Origin of the sequence: Bacillus sp. BS3(2021), from assembly GCF_021043345.1 — a bacterium.
Taxonomy (GTDB): Bacteria; Bacillota; Bacilli; order Bacillales; family Bacillaceae; genus Bacillus; species Bacillus paralicheniformis.
The window spans coordinates 723,884-740,982 of record NZ_JAJNDM010000001.1; the positions used below are offsets into that span (position 1 = coordinate 723,884).

Annotated in this window: 16 protein-coding genes and 2 pseudogenes; 12 read left to right on the forward strand and 6 right to left on the reverse strand. The window is 44.8% G+C overall.

Annotated elements, in window-relative coordinates; all coding sequences use genetic code 11:
• Positions 1-103 precede the first annotated feature (103 nt).
• A complete protein-coding gene (locus tag LQ247_RS03530) occupies positions 104-1,111 on the forward strand; it encodes an LLM class flavin-dependent oxidoreductase (protein WP_020453007.1) in 1,008 nt (335 codons plus the stop codon).
• Between the two features lie 89 nt (positions 1,112-1,200).
• Here the strand turns inward: LQ247_RS03530 and LQ247_RS03535 are convergent.
• Positions 1,201-1,298, reverse strand: a pseudogene (locus LQ247_RS03535) (hypothetical protein); the annotation flags it as partial.
• 293 nt (positions 1,299-1,591) lie between these two features.
• On the opposite strand from LQ247_RS03535, the gene LQ247_RS03540 reads away from it, so the two are divergent.
• The 8 genes from LQ247_RS03540 to LQ247_RS22255 all read left to right on the forward strand — a co-directional run bounded on the left by LQ247_RS03540 (position 1,592) and on the right by LQ247_RS22255 (position 9,714).
• Positions 1,592-2,632: a sugar-binding transcriptional regulator gene (locus tag LQ247_RS03540; RefSeq protein WP_105979735.1), complete on the forward strand. Its 1,041-nt coding sequence runs from the start codon at positions 1,592-1,594 to the stop codon at positions 2,630-2,632.
• Positions 2,633-2,665: 33 nt separating this feature from the next.
• A complete protein-coding gene (gene gap, locus LQ247_RS03545) occupies positions 2,666-3,673 on the forward strand; it encodes a type I glyceraldehyde-3-phosphate dehydrogenase (RefSeq protein ID WP_020453005.1) in 1,008 nt (335 codons plus the stop codon).
• A gap of 174 nt (positions 3,674-3,847) precedes the next feature.
• Positions 3,848-5,032 carry a phosphoglycerate kinase gene (locus LQ247_RS03550; RefSeq protein ID WP_020453004.1) on the forward strand — a complete coding sequence of 395 codons (1,185 nt, stop codon included), beginning with the start codon at positions 3,848-3,850 and terminating at the stop codon, positions 5,030-5,032.
• Between the two features lie 30 nt (positions 5,033-5,062).
• Complete coding sequence (gene tpiA, locus LQ247_RS03555) at positions 5,063-5,824, forward strand: triose-phosphate isomerase (protein ID WP_020453003.1); 762 nt, start codon at positions 5,063-5,065, stop codon at positions 5,822-5,824.
• The gene (gene gpmI / locus LQ247_RS03560; RefSeq protein WP_020453002.1) at positions 5,817-7,352 is read left to right on the forward strand and encodes a 2,3-bisphosphoglycerate-independent phosphoglycerate mutase; all 1,536 of its coding nucleotides are present in this window, start codon (positions 5,817-5,819) and stop codon (positions 7,350-7,352) included. The genes tpiA and gpmI overlap by 8 nt, the downstream gene beginning before the upstream one ends.
• 22 nt (positions 7,353-7,374) lie before the next feature.
• Positions 7,375-8,667 carry a phosphopyruvate hydratase gene (eno, locus tag LQ247_RS03565; RefSeq protein ID WP_020453001.1) on the forward strand — a complete coding sequence of 431 codons (1,293 nt, stop codon included), beginning with the start codon at positions 7,375-7,377 and terminating at the stop codon, positions 8,665-8,667.
• Positions 8,668-8,803: 136 nt separating this feature from the next.
• Entirely contained in the window at positions 8,804-9,436 is a 633-nt protein-coding gene (locus tag LQ247_RS03570) for a type 1 glutamine amidotransferase family protein (protein WP_101561449.1), read from the forward strand.
• A gap of 197 nt (positions 9,437-9,633) precedes the next feature.
• Positions 9,634-9,714, forward strand: coding sequence for a putative holin-like toxin (locus LQ247_RS22255; RefSeq protein WP_095292191.1), 81 nt, complete (start codon positions 9,634-9,636; stop codon positions 9,712-9,714).
• A 304-nt stretch (positions 9,715-10,018) separates the two neighbouring features.
• Here LQ247_RS22255 and LQ247_RS03575 read toward each other — a convergent pair whose 3' ends face one another.
• The 3 genes and pseudogenes from LQ247_RS03575 to LQ247_RS22010 all read right to left on the reverse strand — a co-directional run bounded on the left by LQ247_RS03575 (position 10,019) and on the right by LQ247_RS22010 (position 11,642).
• On the reverse strand, positions 10,019-10,408 hold the full coding sequence (locus LQ247_RS03575; RefSeq protein WP_101561450.1) for a hypothetical protein: 390 nt from the start codon (positions 10,406-10,408) through the stop codon (positions 10,019-10,021).
• A 621-nt stretch (positions 10,409-11,029) separates the two neighbouring features.
• A pseudogene (locus LQ247_RS03580) lies at positions 11,030-11,530 on the reverse strand (methyl-accepting chemotaxis protein); the annotation flags it as partial.
• Positions 11,514-11,642, reverse strand: coding sequence for a hypothetical protein (locus LQ247_RS22010; RefSeq protein ID WP_257878897.1), 129 nt, complete (start codon positions 11,640-11,642; stop codon positions 11,514-11,516). The pseudogene LQ247_RS03580 and the gene LQ247_RS22010, both read right to left, overlap by 17 nt.
• 204 nt (positions 11,643-11,846) lie before the next feature.
• Between LQ247_RS22010 and LQ247_RS03585 the strand changes: the two genes are divergently transcribed.
• Entirely contained in the window at positions 11,847-12,794 is a 948-nt protein-coding gene (locus LQ247_RS03585; RefSeq protein ID WP_101561452.1) for an ABC transporter substrate-binding protein, read from the forward strand.
• 130 nt (positions 12,795-12,924) lie between these two features.
• The gene (locus LQ247_RS03590) at positions 12,925-14,703 is read left to right on the forward strand and encodes a zinc ribbon domain-containing protein (protein ID WP_231005577.1); all 1,779 of its coding nucleotides are present in this window, start codon (positions 12,925-12,927) and stop codon (positions 14,701-14,703) included.
• Positions 14,704-14,745: 42 nt separating this feature from the next.
• On the opposite strand, the gene LQ247_RS03595 is transcribed toward LQ247_RS03590, so the two are convergent.
• Positions 14,746-15,525, reverse strand: coding sequence for a zinc ribbon domain-containing protein (locus tag LQ247_RS03595; RefSeq protein ID WP_231005578.1), 780 nt, complete (start codon positions 15,523-15,525; stop codon positions 14,746-14,748).
• A gap of 160 nt (positions 15,526-15,685) precedes the next feature.
• Here LQ247_RS03595 and LQ247_RS03600 point away from each other — a divergent pair, with 160 nt between their 5' ends.
• Positions 15,686-16,318, forward strand: a complete 633-nt coding sequence (locus LQ247_RS03600) for an NAAT family transporter (RefSeq protein ID WP_020452994.1) — start codon at positions 15,686-15,688, stop codon at positions 16,316-16,318.
• Positions 16,319-16,369: 51 nt separating this feature from the next.
• Here the strand turns inward: LQ247_RS03600 and LQ247_RS03605 are convergent, their stop codons facing one another.
• The gene (locus LQ247_RS03605; RefSeq protein WP_020452993.1) at positions 16,370-16,909 is read right to left on the reverse strand and encodes a GbsR/MarR family transcriptional regulator; all 540 of its coding nucleotides are present in this window, start codon (positions 16,907-16,909) and stop codon (positions 16,370-16,372) included.
• Positions 16,910-17,099 lie beyond the last annotated feature (190 nt).

Here is a 17,099-nt window from a genome sequence, read left to right on the forward strand (position 1 = left end):
CACATTAGTTCGATTTTTTTCGAACTAATTTCTTTTATTCACCTGAACGATTATGTTATCGTCTAATTACATGACCACTACACTTCAGGAAGAAGGAAAGACAATGTCAAAACAGCATTTCAAAAATACGAAGTATTCCGTATTAAATCTGTCTCCTATCGTACAAGGCGGAGATGCGGGACAATCTTTTAAACAATCTATGGATTTGGCGCAGCATGCCGAAAGATGGGGATACCACAGGTTCTGGCTGGCTGAACACCATAATATCGAAGGCGTTGCGAGCTCGGCTACCTCTGTTTTGATCGGTTATATCGCCGGGGGCACCAAGAAGATGCGCATCGGTTCGGGAGGGATTATGCTGCCGAACCATTCCCCGCTCGTTATCGCCGAACAGTTCGGAACGCTTGAATCCCTTTATCCAGGCAGAATCGATTTAGGACTGGGGCGCGCTCCGGGTACGGATCAATTAACCGCCCGCGCATTAAGAAGAAATATAAGCAGCGGGGAGGATTTTCCCGAGCAGCTTGAAGAACTCCGCCAGTATTTTAAGCCGTCCGGCAATGTAAGAAATCACGTGCGCGCCATACCGGGCGAAGGGCTTGATGTGCCGATTTGGCTTCTCGGTTCAAGCGGATTCAGCGCCCGGCTTGCCGGGGAACTCGGTTTGCCGTTTGCATTTGCGGCTCATTTTTCGCCGGCCAATACGCTGCCTGCCTTGGAACTGTACCGCAGCTCGTTTAAGCCGGGCGTCTTGGAGGAGCCTTATGCGATGGTCGGGGTGACCGTGATCGCAGCCGATACGGACGCGCAAGCGCAGCGCCTTGCAACATCGCACTATCAGAAGTTTTTGGATCTTGTCCGCGGCGCCCCGACTCAGCTTAAGCCGCCTGTAGATGATATGGATCAGATTTGGACGCCGCGTGAAAAAGCGATGGTGAATGAGCAGCTCAGCTCAACGATCATCGGCGGGCCGGACAGTGTGAAAGAAAAGCTTGAAGAATTCATCCGTACGACTCAGGCGGACGAGATCATGATCAATTCAGAAACGTTTGACCATGCTGATAGACTTCGCTCGTTTGAAATCATTGCTGATGTCTGGAAAAATGGATAAACGGCAACAAAGCAACGGAACGGAAAAACCGCCCGTTGCTTTTTTTTTGAGTACGTACTTTAGCAATATATTTATTTTTGAAAATAGACGAAGATGAGGGACGGTACCATACCGTACGCGAGCATCGACCACCATCCGGTATTACACCCCATTCAAACGTCCCAGAACGTTGGACAGCCAGATTCATTTTGAATATTTCCGGTCCGTAATACGCAATGGCATTCATAGTTTTTTTTCATTGAGGCACGTTTTCATGAAATATGTATAGTATAGAAATCAACAGGGACAATAATTAATACAGATGTGTGAACATTCGCGCGAATGTTGTCGATGAATTGATTCTTAACAGTTGAATAAACATTTTAACCCTGTTACAATAAGGAATGTAAGCAGGAGCAATTTTTTTTTGGCTGAGGTGGGACGTTTTCAGTCACTACGGGACATTATTTGTCCAGGACGAGATGAAAGGAACGTTTTGGCATGAATCAACTAATACAGGCTCAAAAAAAATTATTGCCGGATCTTCTCGATGTCATGCAGAAAAGGTACAAAATTTTGCAGTACATAAGGCTGACTGAACCGATCGGCAGAAGAAGCCTTGCCGCCAGTCTCGGCATCAGCGAGCGGATTTTAAGGGCGGAGGTTCAGTTTTTAAAAGAACAAAATCTACTAGAGATTAAAACAACCGGCATGATATTGACACTTGAAGGATCCAACCTGCTGAAAGTTCTCGAAGATACGATGAAGGATGTTTTAGGTTTAACCCATTTGGAAAATACATTAAAAGAGAGGTTGAACCTCGACGAAGTCATCATTGTATCGGGAGACAGCGACCAGTCCCCATGGGTCAAAAAAGAGATGGGGAGAGCGGCCGTCGCATGCATGAAAAACAGGTTTACGGGGGAAAATATCGTCGCCGTAACCGGAGGTACGACGCTTGAGGCCGTGGCAGAAATGATGTCGCCTGACTCGAAAAACCGCAAGCTGCTTTTTGTTCCGGCAAGAGGCGGGCTCGGCGAAAACGTCAGGAATCAGGCCAATACGATTTGCGCCCATATGGCTGAAAAAGCTTCCGGTACATACAGACTGTTATTTGTGCCGGGTGAGCTGAGCAAAGAAGCATATTCTTCTATCATTGAAGAGCCTTCTATTAAAGAAGTGCTTCAGACAATTCAATCGTCCAGTATGGTGATCCATGGAATCGGGGATGCTAAAACAATGGCAGAACGAAGAAATACACCGAAGGAAGATTTGAAGAAAATAGAAGAAAATGAGGCAGTTGCAGAAGCGTTCGGCTACTATTTCGACCGCCACGGAGAAGTCATTCACAAAGTGCACAGCGTTGGCATCCAGCTCGAAGATCTTGATTCAATCCCGAACATCATTGCGGTGGCGGGAGGCTCGTCAAAAGCGGACGCGATAGAGGCGTACTTCAAAAAGCCGCGCAACACGGTTTTGATCACTGATGAAGGAGCCGCGAAACAGTTATTAAGGGAAGCTTCTTCCCTCAATATAAATTAAATATCTCTTATTTACTTAAAGGAGGAAATCATCATGGCAGTAAAAGTCGGTATTAATGGTTTTGGTCGTATTGGACGCAATGTATTCCGCGCAGCATTAAATAATCCTGAAGTTGAGGTTGTAGCAGTTAACGATTTGACAGACGCTAACATGCTTGCTCACCTATTACAATATGATTCAGTACACGGAAAATTGGACGCAGAGGTTTCTGTTGACGGAAACAACCTAGTTGTTAACGGTCAAACAATCCAAGTTACAGCAGAGCGCGATCCTTCTAAACTTAGCTGGGGCAAACAAGGCGTTGAAATCGTAGTTGAATCTACTGGTTTCTTCACAAAACGCGCAGATGCGGCGAAACATTTGGAAGCCGGCGCGAAAAAAGTTATCATCTCAGCTCCTGCGAGTGAAGAAGATATTACAATCGTTATGGGTGTTAACGAAGATAAATACGATGCGGCTAACCACGATGTGATCTCTAACGCATCTTGCACAACAAACTGCCTTGCGCCGTTTGCAAAAGTTCTGAACGACAAATTCGGCATCAAACGCGGTATGATGACAACTGTTCACTCTTACACAAACGATCAGCAAATCCTGGATCTTCCGCACAAAGACTACCGTCGTGCGCGTGCGGCAGCTGAAAGCATCATTCCTACAACAACTGGTGCAGCGAAAGCCGTTTCTCTTGTACTTCCTGAATTGAAAGGAAAACTGAACGGCGGAGCAATGCGTGTTCCAACACCAAACGTATCACTTGTTGACCTGGTTGCTGAACTTGACAAAGAAGTAACAGCAGAAGAAGTAAACGCAGCGTTTAAAGAAGCAGCAGAAGGCGAACTTCAAGGCGTTCTTGGCTACAGCGAAGAGCCGCTTGTTTCTAAAGACTACAACGGCAATGCAAACTCTTCTACAATCGATGCTCTTTCTACAATGGTTATGGAAGGCAGCATGGTTAAAGTTATTTCTTGGTATGACAACGAAAGCGGATATTCTCACCGTGTAGTTGACCTTGCCGCTTACATCGCAAAACAAGGTCTTTAATCCGGAAACCAGAATCAGACTTGGTTCTTGATGAGAGAAGCGCTATAATGAAAGCGGACAAGGGAAGGGGACACACACTCCCTTTCCCTTTTTCCATATCGGCGCCAATTAAGCCGCCCGGGGATTTCCGTTTTCAGGCTTGTAAAACATTAAAAGGAGGATCTCCTAAAAGCCATGAACAAAAAATCAGTAAAAGACATTGATGTAAAAGGCCGTGTTGTTTTCTGCCGTGTTGACTTTAACGTTCCGATGAAGGACGGAAAAGTGACGGATGATACGAGAATCCGCGCCGCACTTCCGACGATTCAATACTTAACAGAGCAGGGAGCGAAAGTTCTTCTTGCAAGCCACTTGGGCCGTCCGAAAGGCCAGGTTTCAGAAGAGCTTCGCTTAACGCCGGTAGCCGCACGCCTCGGCGAACTGATCGGCAAAGAAGTGAAAAAAGCGGATGAAGCTTACGGCGACGCCGTAAAAGCGCAAATTTCCGAAATGAAAGACGGAGATATTCTCGTATTGGAAAATGTCCGCTTCTATCCGGGAGAAGAAAAGAATGATCCTGAGCTGTCTAAAGCGTTTGCCGACCTGGCTGACGTTTATGTCAATGACGCATTCGGAGCGGCTCACCGTGCCCATGCTTCAACAGCAGGTATCGCTGAACACCTTCCGGCTGTTGCAGGCTTCCTCATGGAAAAAGAGCTTGAAGTGCTGGGCAAAGCACTGTCTAACCCTGAACGTCCGTTTACAGCGATCATCGGCGGCGCAAAAGTAAAAGACAAAATCGGCGTGATCGAAAGTCTTCTTGAGAAAGTAGACAACCTGATCATCGGCGGCGGTCTTGCTTACACGTTCGTTAAAGCGCTGGGCCATGAAGTAGGAAAATCCCTGCTTGAAGAAGATAAAATTGAATTGGCTAAATCTTTCATGGACCGCGCCAAAGAAAAAGGCGTGAACTTCTACATGCCTACAGACGTGCTTGTTGCTGACGATTTCTCAAACGACGCCAACACGAAAGTCGTGCCGGTCAGCGAAATCCCTAGCGACTGGGAAGCCCTTGACATCGGGGAGGAAACAAGAAAAACATATGCTGACGTCATTAAAAACAGCAAGCTTGTTGTTTGGAACGGACCGATGGGTGTATTCGAACTCGATGCGTTCGCTAAAGGAACAAAAGCTGTCGCTGAAGCTTTAGCAGAGGCAAAAGATACATACTCTGTCATCGGCGGCGGAGACTCTGCAGCTGCTGTAGAAAAGTTCGGCCTTGCTGACAAAATGAGCCACATTTCAACAGGCGGCGGAGCTTCCCTTGAGTTTATGGAAGGAAAAGAACTTCCTGGCGTCAAAGCATTGAACGACAAGTAAGCAAAATATACAGCATAAGGAGTGGAGCACATGAGAAAACCAATAATAGCCGGTAACTGGAAGATGAATAAAGTGCTTTCAGAAGCTGTCAGCTTCGTTGAAGAAGTGAAATCTTCCATTCCCGCAGCAGATAAAGCAGAAGCTGTTGTCTGTGCGCCTGCACTGTTCCTTGAAAAGCTTGCATCAGCTGTTAAAGGTACAGATCTGAAAGTCGGCGCGCAAAACATGCACTTTGAAGAAAGCGGTGCTTTCACGGGTGAAATCAGCCCTGCGGCTTTGAAAGACCTCGGAGTTGAATACTGCGTCATCGGCCACTCCGAGCGCCGCGAAATGTTTGCTGAAACGGATGAAACGGTCAACAAAAAAGCGCATGCTGCATTCAAATATGGCATCGTGCCGATCATCTGCGTAGGTGAAACGCTTGAAGAGCGCGAAGCAAACAAAACAAACGAGCTTGTTGCAGACCAAGTGAAAAAAGCACTTGCAGGTTTAACAACTGAACAGGTAGCTGCTTCCGTGATCGCTTATGAGCCGATCTGGGCGATTGGAACCGGCAAATCTTCAACTGCACAAGATGCAAACGAAGTATGCGCGCACATCCGCAAAACCGTTGCATCAGAATTCGGACAAGCTGCAGCAGACAGCGTCCGCATTCAGTACGGCGGAAGCGTAAAACCTGCGAACATTAAAGAATATATGGCCGAATCCGATATCGACGGCGCTCTTGTCGGCGGAGCAAGCCTTGAGCCGCAGTCTTTCGTGCAATTACTGGAGGCAGGTCAATATGAGTAATAAATTGGCCGCACTCATCATTTTGGATGGGTTTGGACTAAGGGACGAAACAGTCGGAAACGCCGTAGCCCAAGCGAAGAAACCGAACTTTGACCGCTATTGGAACAAGTATCCGCATCAGACGCTGACAGCTTCAGGCGAAGCGGTCGGACTTCCCGAAGGACAAATGGGAAACTCTGAAGTCGGCCACTTGAACATTGGCGCCGGACGGATCGTCTATCAAAGCCTGACGCGCGTCAACGTCGCAATCCGTGAAGGCGAATTTGAGCGGAACGAAACGTTTTTAGACGCGATGAAACACGTCAAAGAAAAAGGCACAAACCTCCACTTGTTCGGACTGCTGTCTGACGGCGGAGTACACAGCCATATTCAACATTTGTACGCACTCTTGAAGCTTGCGAAAAAAGAAGGCGTTGAAAACGTCTATATTCACGGCTTCCTTGACGGCCGCGATGTAGGCCCGCAAACAGCTGAGAAGTACATCAAAGAGCTTCAGGAGCAAATCGAAGAAATCGGCGTCGGCGAGATCGCAACATTGTCAGGCCGCTATTATTCAATGGACCGAGACAAGCGCTGGGACCGCGTCGAAAAAGCGTACCGAGCCATGGCATACGGAGAAGGACCGAAATATGAAAATCCGCTCGATGTCGTGAAAGATTCTTATGAAAACGGAATTTACGATGAATTCGTCATTCCTTCCGTCATCACGAAAGAAAACGGCGAGCCTGTTGCGACAATTAAGGACAACGATGCGGTCATTTTCTACAACTTCAGACCTGACCGGGCGATCCAGATTTCCAACACGTTCACCAATGATGACTTCCGCGATTTCGACCGCGGAGACAAGCATCCGAAAAACCTTCATTTCGTCTGCTTGACACATTTCAGTGAAACGGTTGACGGATACGTGGCATTCAAACCGGTCAATCTCGACAACACAGTCGGCGAAGTTTTATCCCAAAACGGGTTGAAGCAGCTTCGCATCGCTGAAACTGAAAAATATCCGCACGTTACGTTCTTTATGAGCGGCGGACGCGAAGAGAAATTCCCTGGCGAAGAGCGAATCTTAATCGACTCGCCTAAAGTTGCAACATACGACTTGAAACCTGAAATGAGTGCATATGAAGTAAAAGATGCGCTTGTCAAAGAAATTGAGGCTGAAAACCATAACGCGATCATCCTCAACTTTGCCAACCCTGACATGGTCGGACATTCAGGAAAAGTCGAGCCGACGGTCAAAGCAATCGAAGCGGTTGACGAGTGCCTCGGCGAAGTCGTTGATGCGATTCTTGCAAAAGGCGGCCACGCGATTATTACGGCCGACCACGGTAACGCAGACGTGCTGATTACCGAAGAAGGCAAGCCGCACACCGCACATACGACAAATCCGGTTCCTGTCATCGTCACAAAAGAAGGCGTGACATTAAGAGAAGGCGGAATCCTCGGGGATCTGGCGCCAACTCTTTTAGACTTGCTGGGTGTTGAAAAACCGAAAGAAATGACAGGATCGTCATTAATTCAAAAATAAGCTTTAAAGGAGAGAAACAAACATGCCATACATTGTTGATGTTTATGCACGTGAAGTATTAGACTCCCGCGGTAACCCGACGGTTGAAGTTGAAGTATACACTGAATCAGGAGCTTTTGGACGCGCGCTTGTTCCAAGCGGAGCTTCCACTGGTGAATACGAAGCTGTTGAGCTTCGCGACGGCGACAAAGACCGCTACCTTGGAAAAGGCGTTTTAACAGCCGTTAACAACGTAAACGAAATCATCGCACCTGAGCTTATCGGCTTTGATGTGACAGAGCAAGTATCAATCGACAAATTGCTGATCGAACTTGACGGAACTGAAAATAAAGGCAAGCTCGGCGCCAACGCCATCCTTGGCGTATCAATGGCCGTTGCCCGCGCAGCTGCAGATTTCTTACAGATTCCTCTATACCAATACCTTGGAGGATTCAACTCTAAAACGCTCCCAGTACCGATGATGAACATCGTAAACGGCGGAGAGCATGCGGACAACAACGTTGACATTCAAGAATTCATGATCATGCCTGTCGGTGCGGAAAACTTCCGCGAAGCACTTCGCATGGGAGCACAAATTTTCCACAGCTTGAAATCAGTTCTTTCTGCTAAAGGAATGAACACTGCTGTAGGTGATGAAGGCGGATTCGCTCCAAACCTTGGTTCTAACGAAGAAGCGCTTCAAACAATCGTTGAAGCGATTGAAAAAGCCGGCTTCAAACCTGGCGAAGAAGTGAAATTGGCTATGGATGCTGCATCTTCTGAGTTCTACAACAAAGAAGACGGCAAATACCATCTGTCCGGCGAAGGCGTTGTGAAAACATCTGCTGAAATGGTTGACTGGTACGAAGAAATGGTTTCTAAATACCCAATCATCTCTATCGAAGACGGACTTGACGAAAACGACTGGGAAGGCCACAAACTACTGACTGAGCGTCTTGGCTCAAAAGTTCAGCTTGTCGGTGATGACCTTTTCGTTACAAACACGAAAAAACTTGCTGAAGGCATCAAAAACGGCGTCGGCAACTCTATCCTGATCAAAGTAAACCAAATCGGTACATTGACTGAAACATTCGATGCGATCGAAATGGCGAAACGCGCAGGCTACACTGCTGTTATCTCTCACCGTTCTGGTGAAACTGAAGACAGCACAATCGCTGACATCGCTGTGGCAACAAACGCAGGACAAATCAAAACAGGTGCTCCGTCCCGTACGGACCGTGTTGCGAAATACAACCAGCTTCTTCGCATCGAAGATCAGTTGGCTGAAACTGCTCAATACCACGGTATTCAATCTTTCTACAACTTGAATAAGTAAGCATAAAAAAGAGCTTGGCTGCTGATGCGGCCAAGCTCTTTTTTGTGTGAAAGCTTAATTTTTTCTTTACCCTGACAAGAGCTGTCAGGGTTTTTGACTATAATAGGCTGTATCAATTGAGATTGGAGTGTTATGGATGCAGTCGAAAACAGTTTATCTTTATGCATTTCCTACAATGTCGGATTGGGAATATGGATATTTAATGGCCGAACTGAACTCGGGAAGATATTTCAAAAAAGATGCAGCACCTTTAAAAGTCATGACAATAGGAGTGACTAAAGAAATGGTGACGACGATGGGAGGGCTGCGCATCAAACCGGATATCTCACTTGATGAGTGGACGCTTGAGAGTACGGATCTTTTAATTTTACCCGGAGGGAATACTTGGGGAGAAGAGATTCATCAGCCGATCTTAAAAAAGGCCGGCGAAGCTTTAGAGCTTGGCGCGATGGTTGCCGCAATTTGCGGCGCAACTGCGGGACTGGCGAATAACGGATACTTGAATTCAAGAAAGCATACAAGCAATGACCTGGCATATATGAAAATGGTCTGTCCCCATTATAAAGGAGAACCATTTTATGAGATGGAGCCAGCGGTATCTGATGAGAATCTGGTTACTGCATCAGGAACGGCTCCTCTTGAATTCGCGAGGGAAGTGCTGAAAAAATTAGACGTGTTTGCACCGGATACATTGGATTCATGGTATCAACTCAATAAGACCAGCCAACCTGAATATTTCTTCACGTTAATGAACTCGATCAATAAGTAGCTCAAAGACCATGAGGAGAACGATGCTTTAGACGCTGGAGGAGCATTTTTTTCGGTGGAAAAGCAAATTTCATGAGGGAAAAGGGTTTTTTATTTTATTTAACACTCTGCTTGGTATGGTATAATCTACCTCGTATAAAAAGCTTTGCTCACTCAAGGGAAGTCTTGCTCATCCCCTTCTGAAAGGGGGTGATAAAAGTGACAGCATATGAAACAATCTCTTTAATGATTGCTTTTGGCATGCTGATTGCCATGTTGTCAAAGAACAAAGAAAAATAGACCGCCCCTTGAGCCTGGAAAGTGATAGGGAGTGGTCTATTTTAGATCAATCTGAGCAAGCCCCTTCGAAGGGCCGGCTTTTTGTACAAGCCGAAGTGTTGGAGCACTTCGGTCTTCTTAATATATACAACATGCTTTCTGAGATTACATCTATATCATAAGGAATTTTCATTAATTTGTAAATGGTGATAGCAAATTGTTGTTTTTATGAATCGGAAAGGTATTTTCTGCCCCATTTTGTCTAGCACTGTTTACAACCTTGGGCTCCAACAACCCTTCAGCCTAAGAAAAAGCCCACCCGTTATCACAGACTTTTCACAGGTTTCAGAAGCCAGGCGGGAAGAAAACCGCTAATGCCAATGATCAAAAAACCAATGATCGACAGCAGTGCAATCGCAATGGAAGAGAGCGTTTGCTGAAGGCTGTAAGCCGCGCAGGAAAGCAGCACACCCAATCCTAAGGTGATGAGGAAGACCTTTTGATTCGTGAAAAACAACGTTTCAGATCTTTTGAATTTGATATAAATTAAAGGAAGACCCGTATAGCCTCCTATGATAAGTGTGAACAGCATCGCTAAAATAAACTGAGGTATAGCTGAAACATTGACTCCGAACATTTCTCCAAATGAAACCGACCAGCTGCTTAACATCACAAATCCTAAAAGATAGAGAATGGATAAAGCCAAATTTTTCATTTAAATCCCTCCACTTGAAAATATACACTATAAGTATTCAGAAGTAAAAGCGGAATAATTATCTTAGTGTTTGAACTAAAAAACTATTGTTTTATTAAGAAAAAATAGTTGAATGGAGTTTGATGGTATTAAAAGAATTTTTGGGAGAATATGCTATAATTGACTTATACATTTAAGGAGCTGTTTAATTTGAAACAATATAAAGGGGATGGCGCGGTATTTCTAGTAATCGGTTTTTGTTTAGGGCTTTTCCTTGGAGTCGTTTTTAATATTTTATCGTATGGTCTTTCCATAGGAATAATGCTTGGATCGTTAATAGATCTTTCTTTTTATATTCGATACAAAAAGATAAACAATAAATAGAGTGATCTTTTAATTAAACATCTATGCCACGTACAGGATTCTAACTATTTGGCTGTCCAGATGAGAGTACTGTTAAATATTCTATTTGGTTATTTTTTTGACAAAGCATAAAAAATAAATCATACATACTACATTCAATGGACTTAAATGATTCATGATAGTGTTGGACATTATGTATCACTTTATGATTTTTTTACTTATCTTCAAAATAAAAATAACACCCTTGCGTCTTTTAAGCGAGGGTGTTATTTAATTGCTCTACATTTTAAACTGAGAAATCTTTTCTTGAAGGTCCTCCGCTATAACAACCAGGTCTTCTGATGCTTTGGCGATTTCTGCCGTAATCGATGACTGCTCCTCTGTTAAAGCGGATGAATTGTTTACGTTTTCGCTTGTGTTCACTGAATAATCGTGCACTTGTTTGACGATATCGCGCATTTGTTTTGTATGTTCTTCAACAGCTTGGATATCATCTTTGATAAGCTGAATATTTGCTGTCACATCATGGATAGATTGATGGATGCTTGTAAAGGACTGCCCCGTTTGTTTGACTTTTTCGATGCCTGTATGTGCAGCTTGCTGGCTGTCTTTCATCGATTCGACTGAATGGGTTATCCCGTCTTGTATTGAGTGGATGGTAGCTGAAATATCAGTCGAAGCATTTTTTGTTTCCTCGGCAAGCTTGCGGACTTCCTCAGCCACGACGGCGAACCCTTTTCCTGATTCACCAGCTCTCGCCGCTTCAATAGCAGCGTTTAATGTTCTCTCTATAGGTGATATATATGATAATCGACAGAATGGTTGCAAGCAGCGGGATCAAGATCATGATTTTCAAAAGAGTTGGCAAGTTTTCAAAAGCGAATGCTTTCAAAATAGAACCTCCTTAAACCTCTGATTAAGCTTTATCGGCTTTTCGCCGATTCCACTGGATAATCCCACCTGTAAAACAGCTTAAAAACGGTCTTCAGCATCATCCAAAGCAGATTTATAGGAATTTCATATTGACTTTGGGTTGTTTCATTATATAATCTAATTGATAATGAAAATCATTTGAGAAAAGGGGATACAGCATATCATGAAACGTTTTAAATGGTTTGCGCTGTTCGCTGCGCTTTTCCTTGTATTAGCCGCCTGTGGAAATCAAGAGAAAGAACAAGCTGCGGAGAAGAACGACAGCAAAGATTCCTATACTGTAAAGCACGCAATGGGAACAGCGACAATTGACGGCACTCCGAAAAAAGTCGTTGTGCTGACGAATGAAGCGACAGAAGCAGTGCTCGCCCTGGGTGTTAAACCTATCGGCGCCGTTCAATCCTGGCTGGGAGATCCATGGTATGATCATATTAAAGATAAAATGAAAGGCGTAGAGAACGTCGGAACGGAAGCTGCGCCGAATATTGAAAAAATCGCGAGCCTGAACCCTGACCTCATCATCGGCAACAAAATCCGCCAAGAAGAAGTATACGACAAGCTGAAAGCCATCGCGCCGACCGTATTTGCCGAGACATTGTCAGGGGAATGGAAAGACAACTTTAAGCTGACAGCCGAGGCGCTCAATAAAAAAGCAGAAGGCGAAAAAGTCATCGCTGACTTTGATAAGCGTGTTGAAGACATTCATGAAAAGCTCGGCGATAAAGTGAAGCAAAAAGTCTCTCTCGTCCGCTTTACAGATGCCGATACCCGCATCTATCACAAGGGATCGTTTGCCGGAACGATTTTGGATCAGCTCGGTTTTGCAAGGCCTAAAGGCCAGGAAGCCAACGATCTCGGACAAATGGAAGTGACAAAGGAGCAAATTCCTGATATGGATGGAGACGTGCTTTTTTATTACACGTATGAGACAGGCAATGACAAAGCAAGCGCCATTGAGAAAGACTATGTCAACGATCCGCTCTTTAAAAATTTAAGCGTCTCCAAAAAAGGAAACGTCCATAAAGTGAGCGATGCCGTCTGGAATACAGCCGGGGGCGTCCTTGCAGCGAATCTGATGCTTGATGATATCGAAAAATACTTTTTAAAATAATGAAAAAAAAGTCAAACGGATCAGCGCATTCGTTTGGCTTTTTTTGATGCTGCCTTAAGATTAACTCCCTTCTTACGATAAATATAGTATAAAATGACTAAAGAGGTTTAAGTTTGATAGGAGGAAAGTCATGAATTTTTGCAAGGAATGTGGAAGGGAACGAACAAAAAATGCGCTGTATTGCAAGCATTGCGGCGCGCGGGTGGACGAGGAACGAGCTTCCGATCCGGCGGCAGGGTATCAGCGTGCGATGACACGAAAAAGAATCATCATCATGGCAGCAATCGCGGCCTGCTTGATTTTATTGTTTGCCGGCTATAAAACCGGTGAAGCACTCACTTCAAAGGAAAAACTGATTTCCGATTTTGAAGCTGCCCTCGATCAGAAAGATGCCAAGAAAGCAGCAAAACTGCTTCAATCATCAGACGTGGATCTGGCTGTCACGGAGAAAAACGTCAAGCCGCTCCTCGATTATTTGAAAGAACATCCGGATGAAGAAAAAGAGCTGATCTCATCCTTAAAGAGCGGTGCCGGCCATCCATTGATGACGATCGAAAAAAAGGGCAGACGTTTTTGGATCTATGACCACTATGTCTTGAACACGGTGCCTGTCTATTTAACGGTTAAGACAAACTATAAAGATACCGGCCTGTTTGTTAACGGTGAGAAGGTCATCACAACAGAAAAAGAAAACTTCGAGAAAAAAATCGGCCCGTTTGTTCCCGGTATTTACGAGGTGAAGGCAAAGCTGAAAAGCGGAATCGCCGACCTTGAAAAAGCGGAAAAGGTCACTGCCCTCCAAGGTGATGTGAAGGTTAATGCGGACCTTGACGGGCACATGGCAAAGCTCGTCTTTGGAGAAGGCTATGAAAACTTGAAAGGAACGCTCTGGATCAATGATCAGGAGATGAAGATCAACCCGTTCAAAGGAACTGAATTCGGACCCGTGCTGACTGACGGTTCAATGACTGCTGCGGTTGAGGCGCAATTTCCGTGGGGGAAGCTGAAAAGCGAAAAAACGCCGATTGAAAGCGGGGAAATCGAAGTCAATCTTGCTTCAGACAAGGAATTTATGGATGAGATGATGACCACGGTCGTCAGTCATACAAAAGAAGCAGCAAAGGCCTTTGCAAGCGGCGATGTCAGCGGCATGACACTGGCCGCGACGTCTTATCAAACTAGCCTGAAAGAGGTCACGGACGGGCTGAAAAGCAGCAGCACCTACTATAAAGGCACCTACTTATCTACCGTATTTGATCTTGATTCGTTTCGGCTGTACAAAGAAGACGGGCAATGGAAAACAGAGGTCAAGGTGATTGAAAAGCATAAATCGGCTTATTATGACGACTACAGTGCCCCTGAACTGGAAGAAAACGATAACGGCTATACGTACACACTGGTCTATTCAGAAAGCAAGAAAAAGTGGTTCGTCGAAAAAAGCGATCCTGAAGCCGTTATCAATATCGAACATCAAAAAGAAATCAAAAATGACAATCCGAAGGAATACACATCGGCATGGGCTTCGGCAAAAGGAGCTGTGAACAATGCATCAGCAGATGAAGAGCTCACTGATCAAAAGGTTGCTTCCGCCATTGAAACGTATTTATACGGTCTTCAAGGCGCCATCAACACAAACAATTTCGGCCTTGTCCGCGACAGCTTGAAAGAAGGAAGTCCGCTGTACAACGATCAAAAGAAACTTGTCACTAAACTGTACAACAGCGGGACGCAGGAAGAAGTTGCAGATTTCAGCGTAAACAGCTGGAAGCAAAACGGGCGGGAGGCAACGATTAAGACAACGGAGAAAATCAATATCATTAAAGGCGGAAAAAAACAGTTAAAAACGTACCATTGGACATATCATGCCTCCATCGAGAACGGACAATTGCTCTTGACGTCAATAGAATAAAAAAAAGCCTTTTTCCTTTGAGGAAAAAGGCTTTTTACTTCACTAAAACAGCCGCCCTAATATAGAGCCTCCGATCCTTCCGAAATATTCAAGAAACAAATCTCCCATGATCCGCACAGACATAAATGTCAGCAAATAGACGATCAGCGTCGCGTAAATCGTATCAACAGCGCCTGCCGCTTTTTCGTGGTAGCTCAAGATGATAGCCGGCGGAATTAAAAAGGCGATACCGCAAAGGGCAAAGAAAAGAATGTATACAAACAAACCCGTTTGCATGAATGATAAGAGCAATGCGGCGAGCAGAAGTGCGACGAAAGGAACAAGCACCGTTCCAAACCGTCCGAGCACTTCCTTAAATGTCGCTTGCACACCTCGAATGCGCACACCTGCGTATGTAAAAACAAATAATAAGAAAATATAAATAGCAAAGGTAAAAGCGGGCTTGACGACGATATCAAAAAATGTCGGCATTGCGTAGGATCGGCCGAATAATCCGGAATAGTCCCCCAGAGAGTCAAAAAAGCCTTTGAGGCCGAAGTAAAACATCAGCGGCACTGTAAGCGCAAAGATCACCATTGTGATGATGCTGTTGAGGACGTGCTGTTCCCCCGCGTTTTTCATTTCGGTATACGGTCGTTTCAATACCTTTAAACAAAAGGAAAAATACATGGAAGACGCTTGTTTCGCCGCCTCCGTGTACCTCGCTGCCTGCGGCGTTTCAGCGGGAGCCTTGCTGTCAGCACTGCCGCCTGCCAAGCTTGCCCCGCACTGCTCACAAAATTTTCCGCCATCTGTTTGATGGCCGCACTTTGAACATGTCATAAAAATAAAATCTCCTTTGAAATAGTTATTTTATCCTATAAAAAATTATTATAAAGGAAAGTGCCGCAAGATGACATTGTTTTTTGAAAGTTTAAGCGGCCAACGTCGGAGGTAAAAATCGATTACCCATATTTTTTTACGAAGAAAGGAGTGGTAAACCGTGTTTGCTTTTATCATCCATGTTTTTGTATCATTGTTCGCCGTCACAAATCCGATAGGCAATGTGCCGATCTTTTTGGCGCTCACAGAAGGCTATGAAGCAAAAGAACGCACCGCATTGGCGAGAAAGGCTGCAATTTTATCGTTTCTGATTCTGATCGCGTTTCTCATATTCGGAGAGTTCATCTTCAGGCTTTTTGACATCAACATCCATGCGTTGCGAGTTGCCGGGGGTATTTTTATTTTCGGAATTGCCTACAATCTGTTGAATGCGAAGCAGTCTCATGTTCAGTCGCTCCATCATGATGAACACCGCGAGAGCAAGGAAAAAGAGGATATCTCGGTGACGCCGCTCAGCATTCCGATCATTTCGGGGCCCGGAACGATTGCAACGGTGATGAGCCTTTCGGCCGGCAGTCGCAGCCTGGTTCATTTTGGCGGTATGATCATCGGCATCGCCGCCGTCCTCCTGCTGACGTTTGCGGCTTTTCATTATTCGACGCTGATCAGCAACAAATTGGGGCAGACGGAAATGAATGTGATCACCCGGCTGATGGGCTTGATTTTGGCGGTCGTGGCGGTCGGCATGATCGGCACGGGCTTAAAAGGGATGTTTCCGGTTTTGTCGGGATGATTGGAGAAAAAGCAAAAAAAGCTGCTTTATTCTTTGCAGCTTTTTTTCGATTTATGAAGGTTTCGGCACATGCTTGAAGATTTCTTCGCTTTCTAAAAACGCGATCAGATTGTCAAGCCACTCGCAGTAATCGATCCATTGTTTTGTTTCTGCCAGCAGCTCATTGATTTTAGCTTCGGTTTCGGGTGAAAGGCCTTCTTCCTCAAGGGCTTCCAACAGCTCTTTTCTGATTTTCTTCCCGATCATCCTGTTCTTTTTGACGACTTTGCTCCAGTTGGCCGTAAACAATGAAATAAACGTTTGGTAATAATCTTGTTCGACATCGTACAAATCTTTGCGGACGCCTTTTTCAAAAACTTTTTCGGCTATATTTAAATCGAGCATTTCGCGGACGACCTGGCTCATTCTCGTTTTGCTCATGCCCGTTTCTTCTGACAGTTCATTTAAAGTCATCGGCTTTCTGTTCATATAGATAATCCCGAGCACGCGGCCGACAGTTGATGATATACCGTACGTATTCATGTTTTCCGCGATTTTTTCTATGAAATGTTCTTCCGCTTGTTTAATCGCCTTTAAAGCGTTTTCCTCCAAAGCACATCATCCCTTCGGGCAGCCAATTTTATTGTCAATATATCATAATTTTGCTAGCGGTTGAAAACACTAAAACGGCAGGAAAATAAAGAAATCGGCCGTAATTTTAAGAATAACCAGCAGATTGATGCCGTTAACATATATTTTTATGTCTTATATATATAATTTAAACACTTTGTAAACTTTTTAT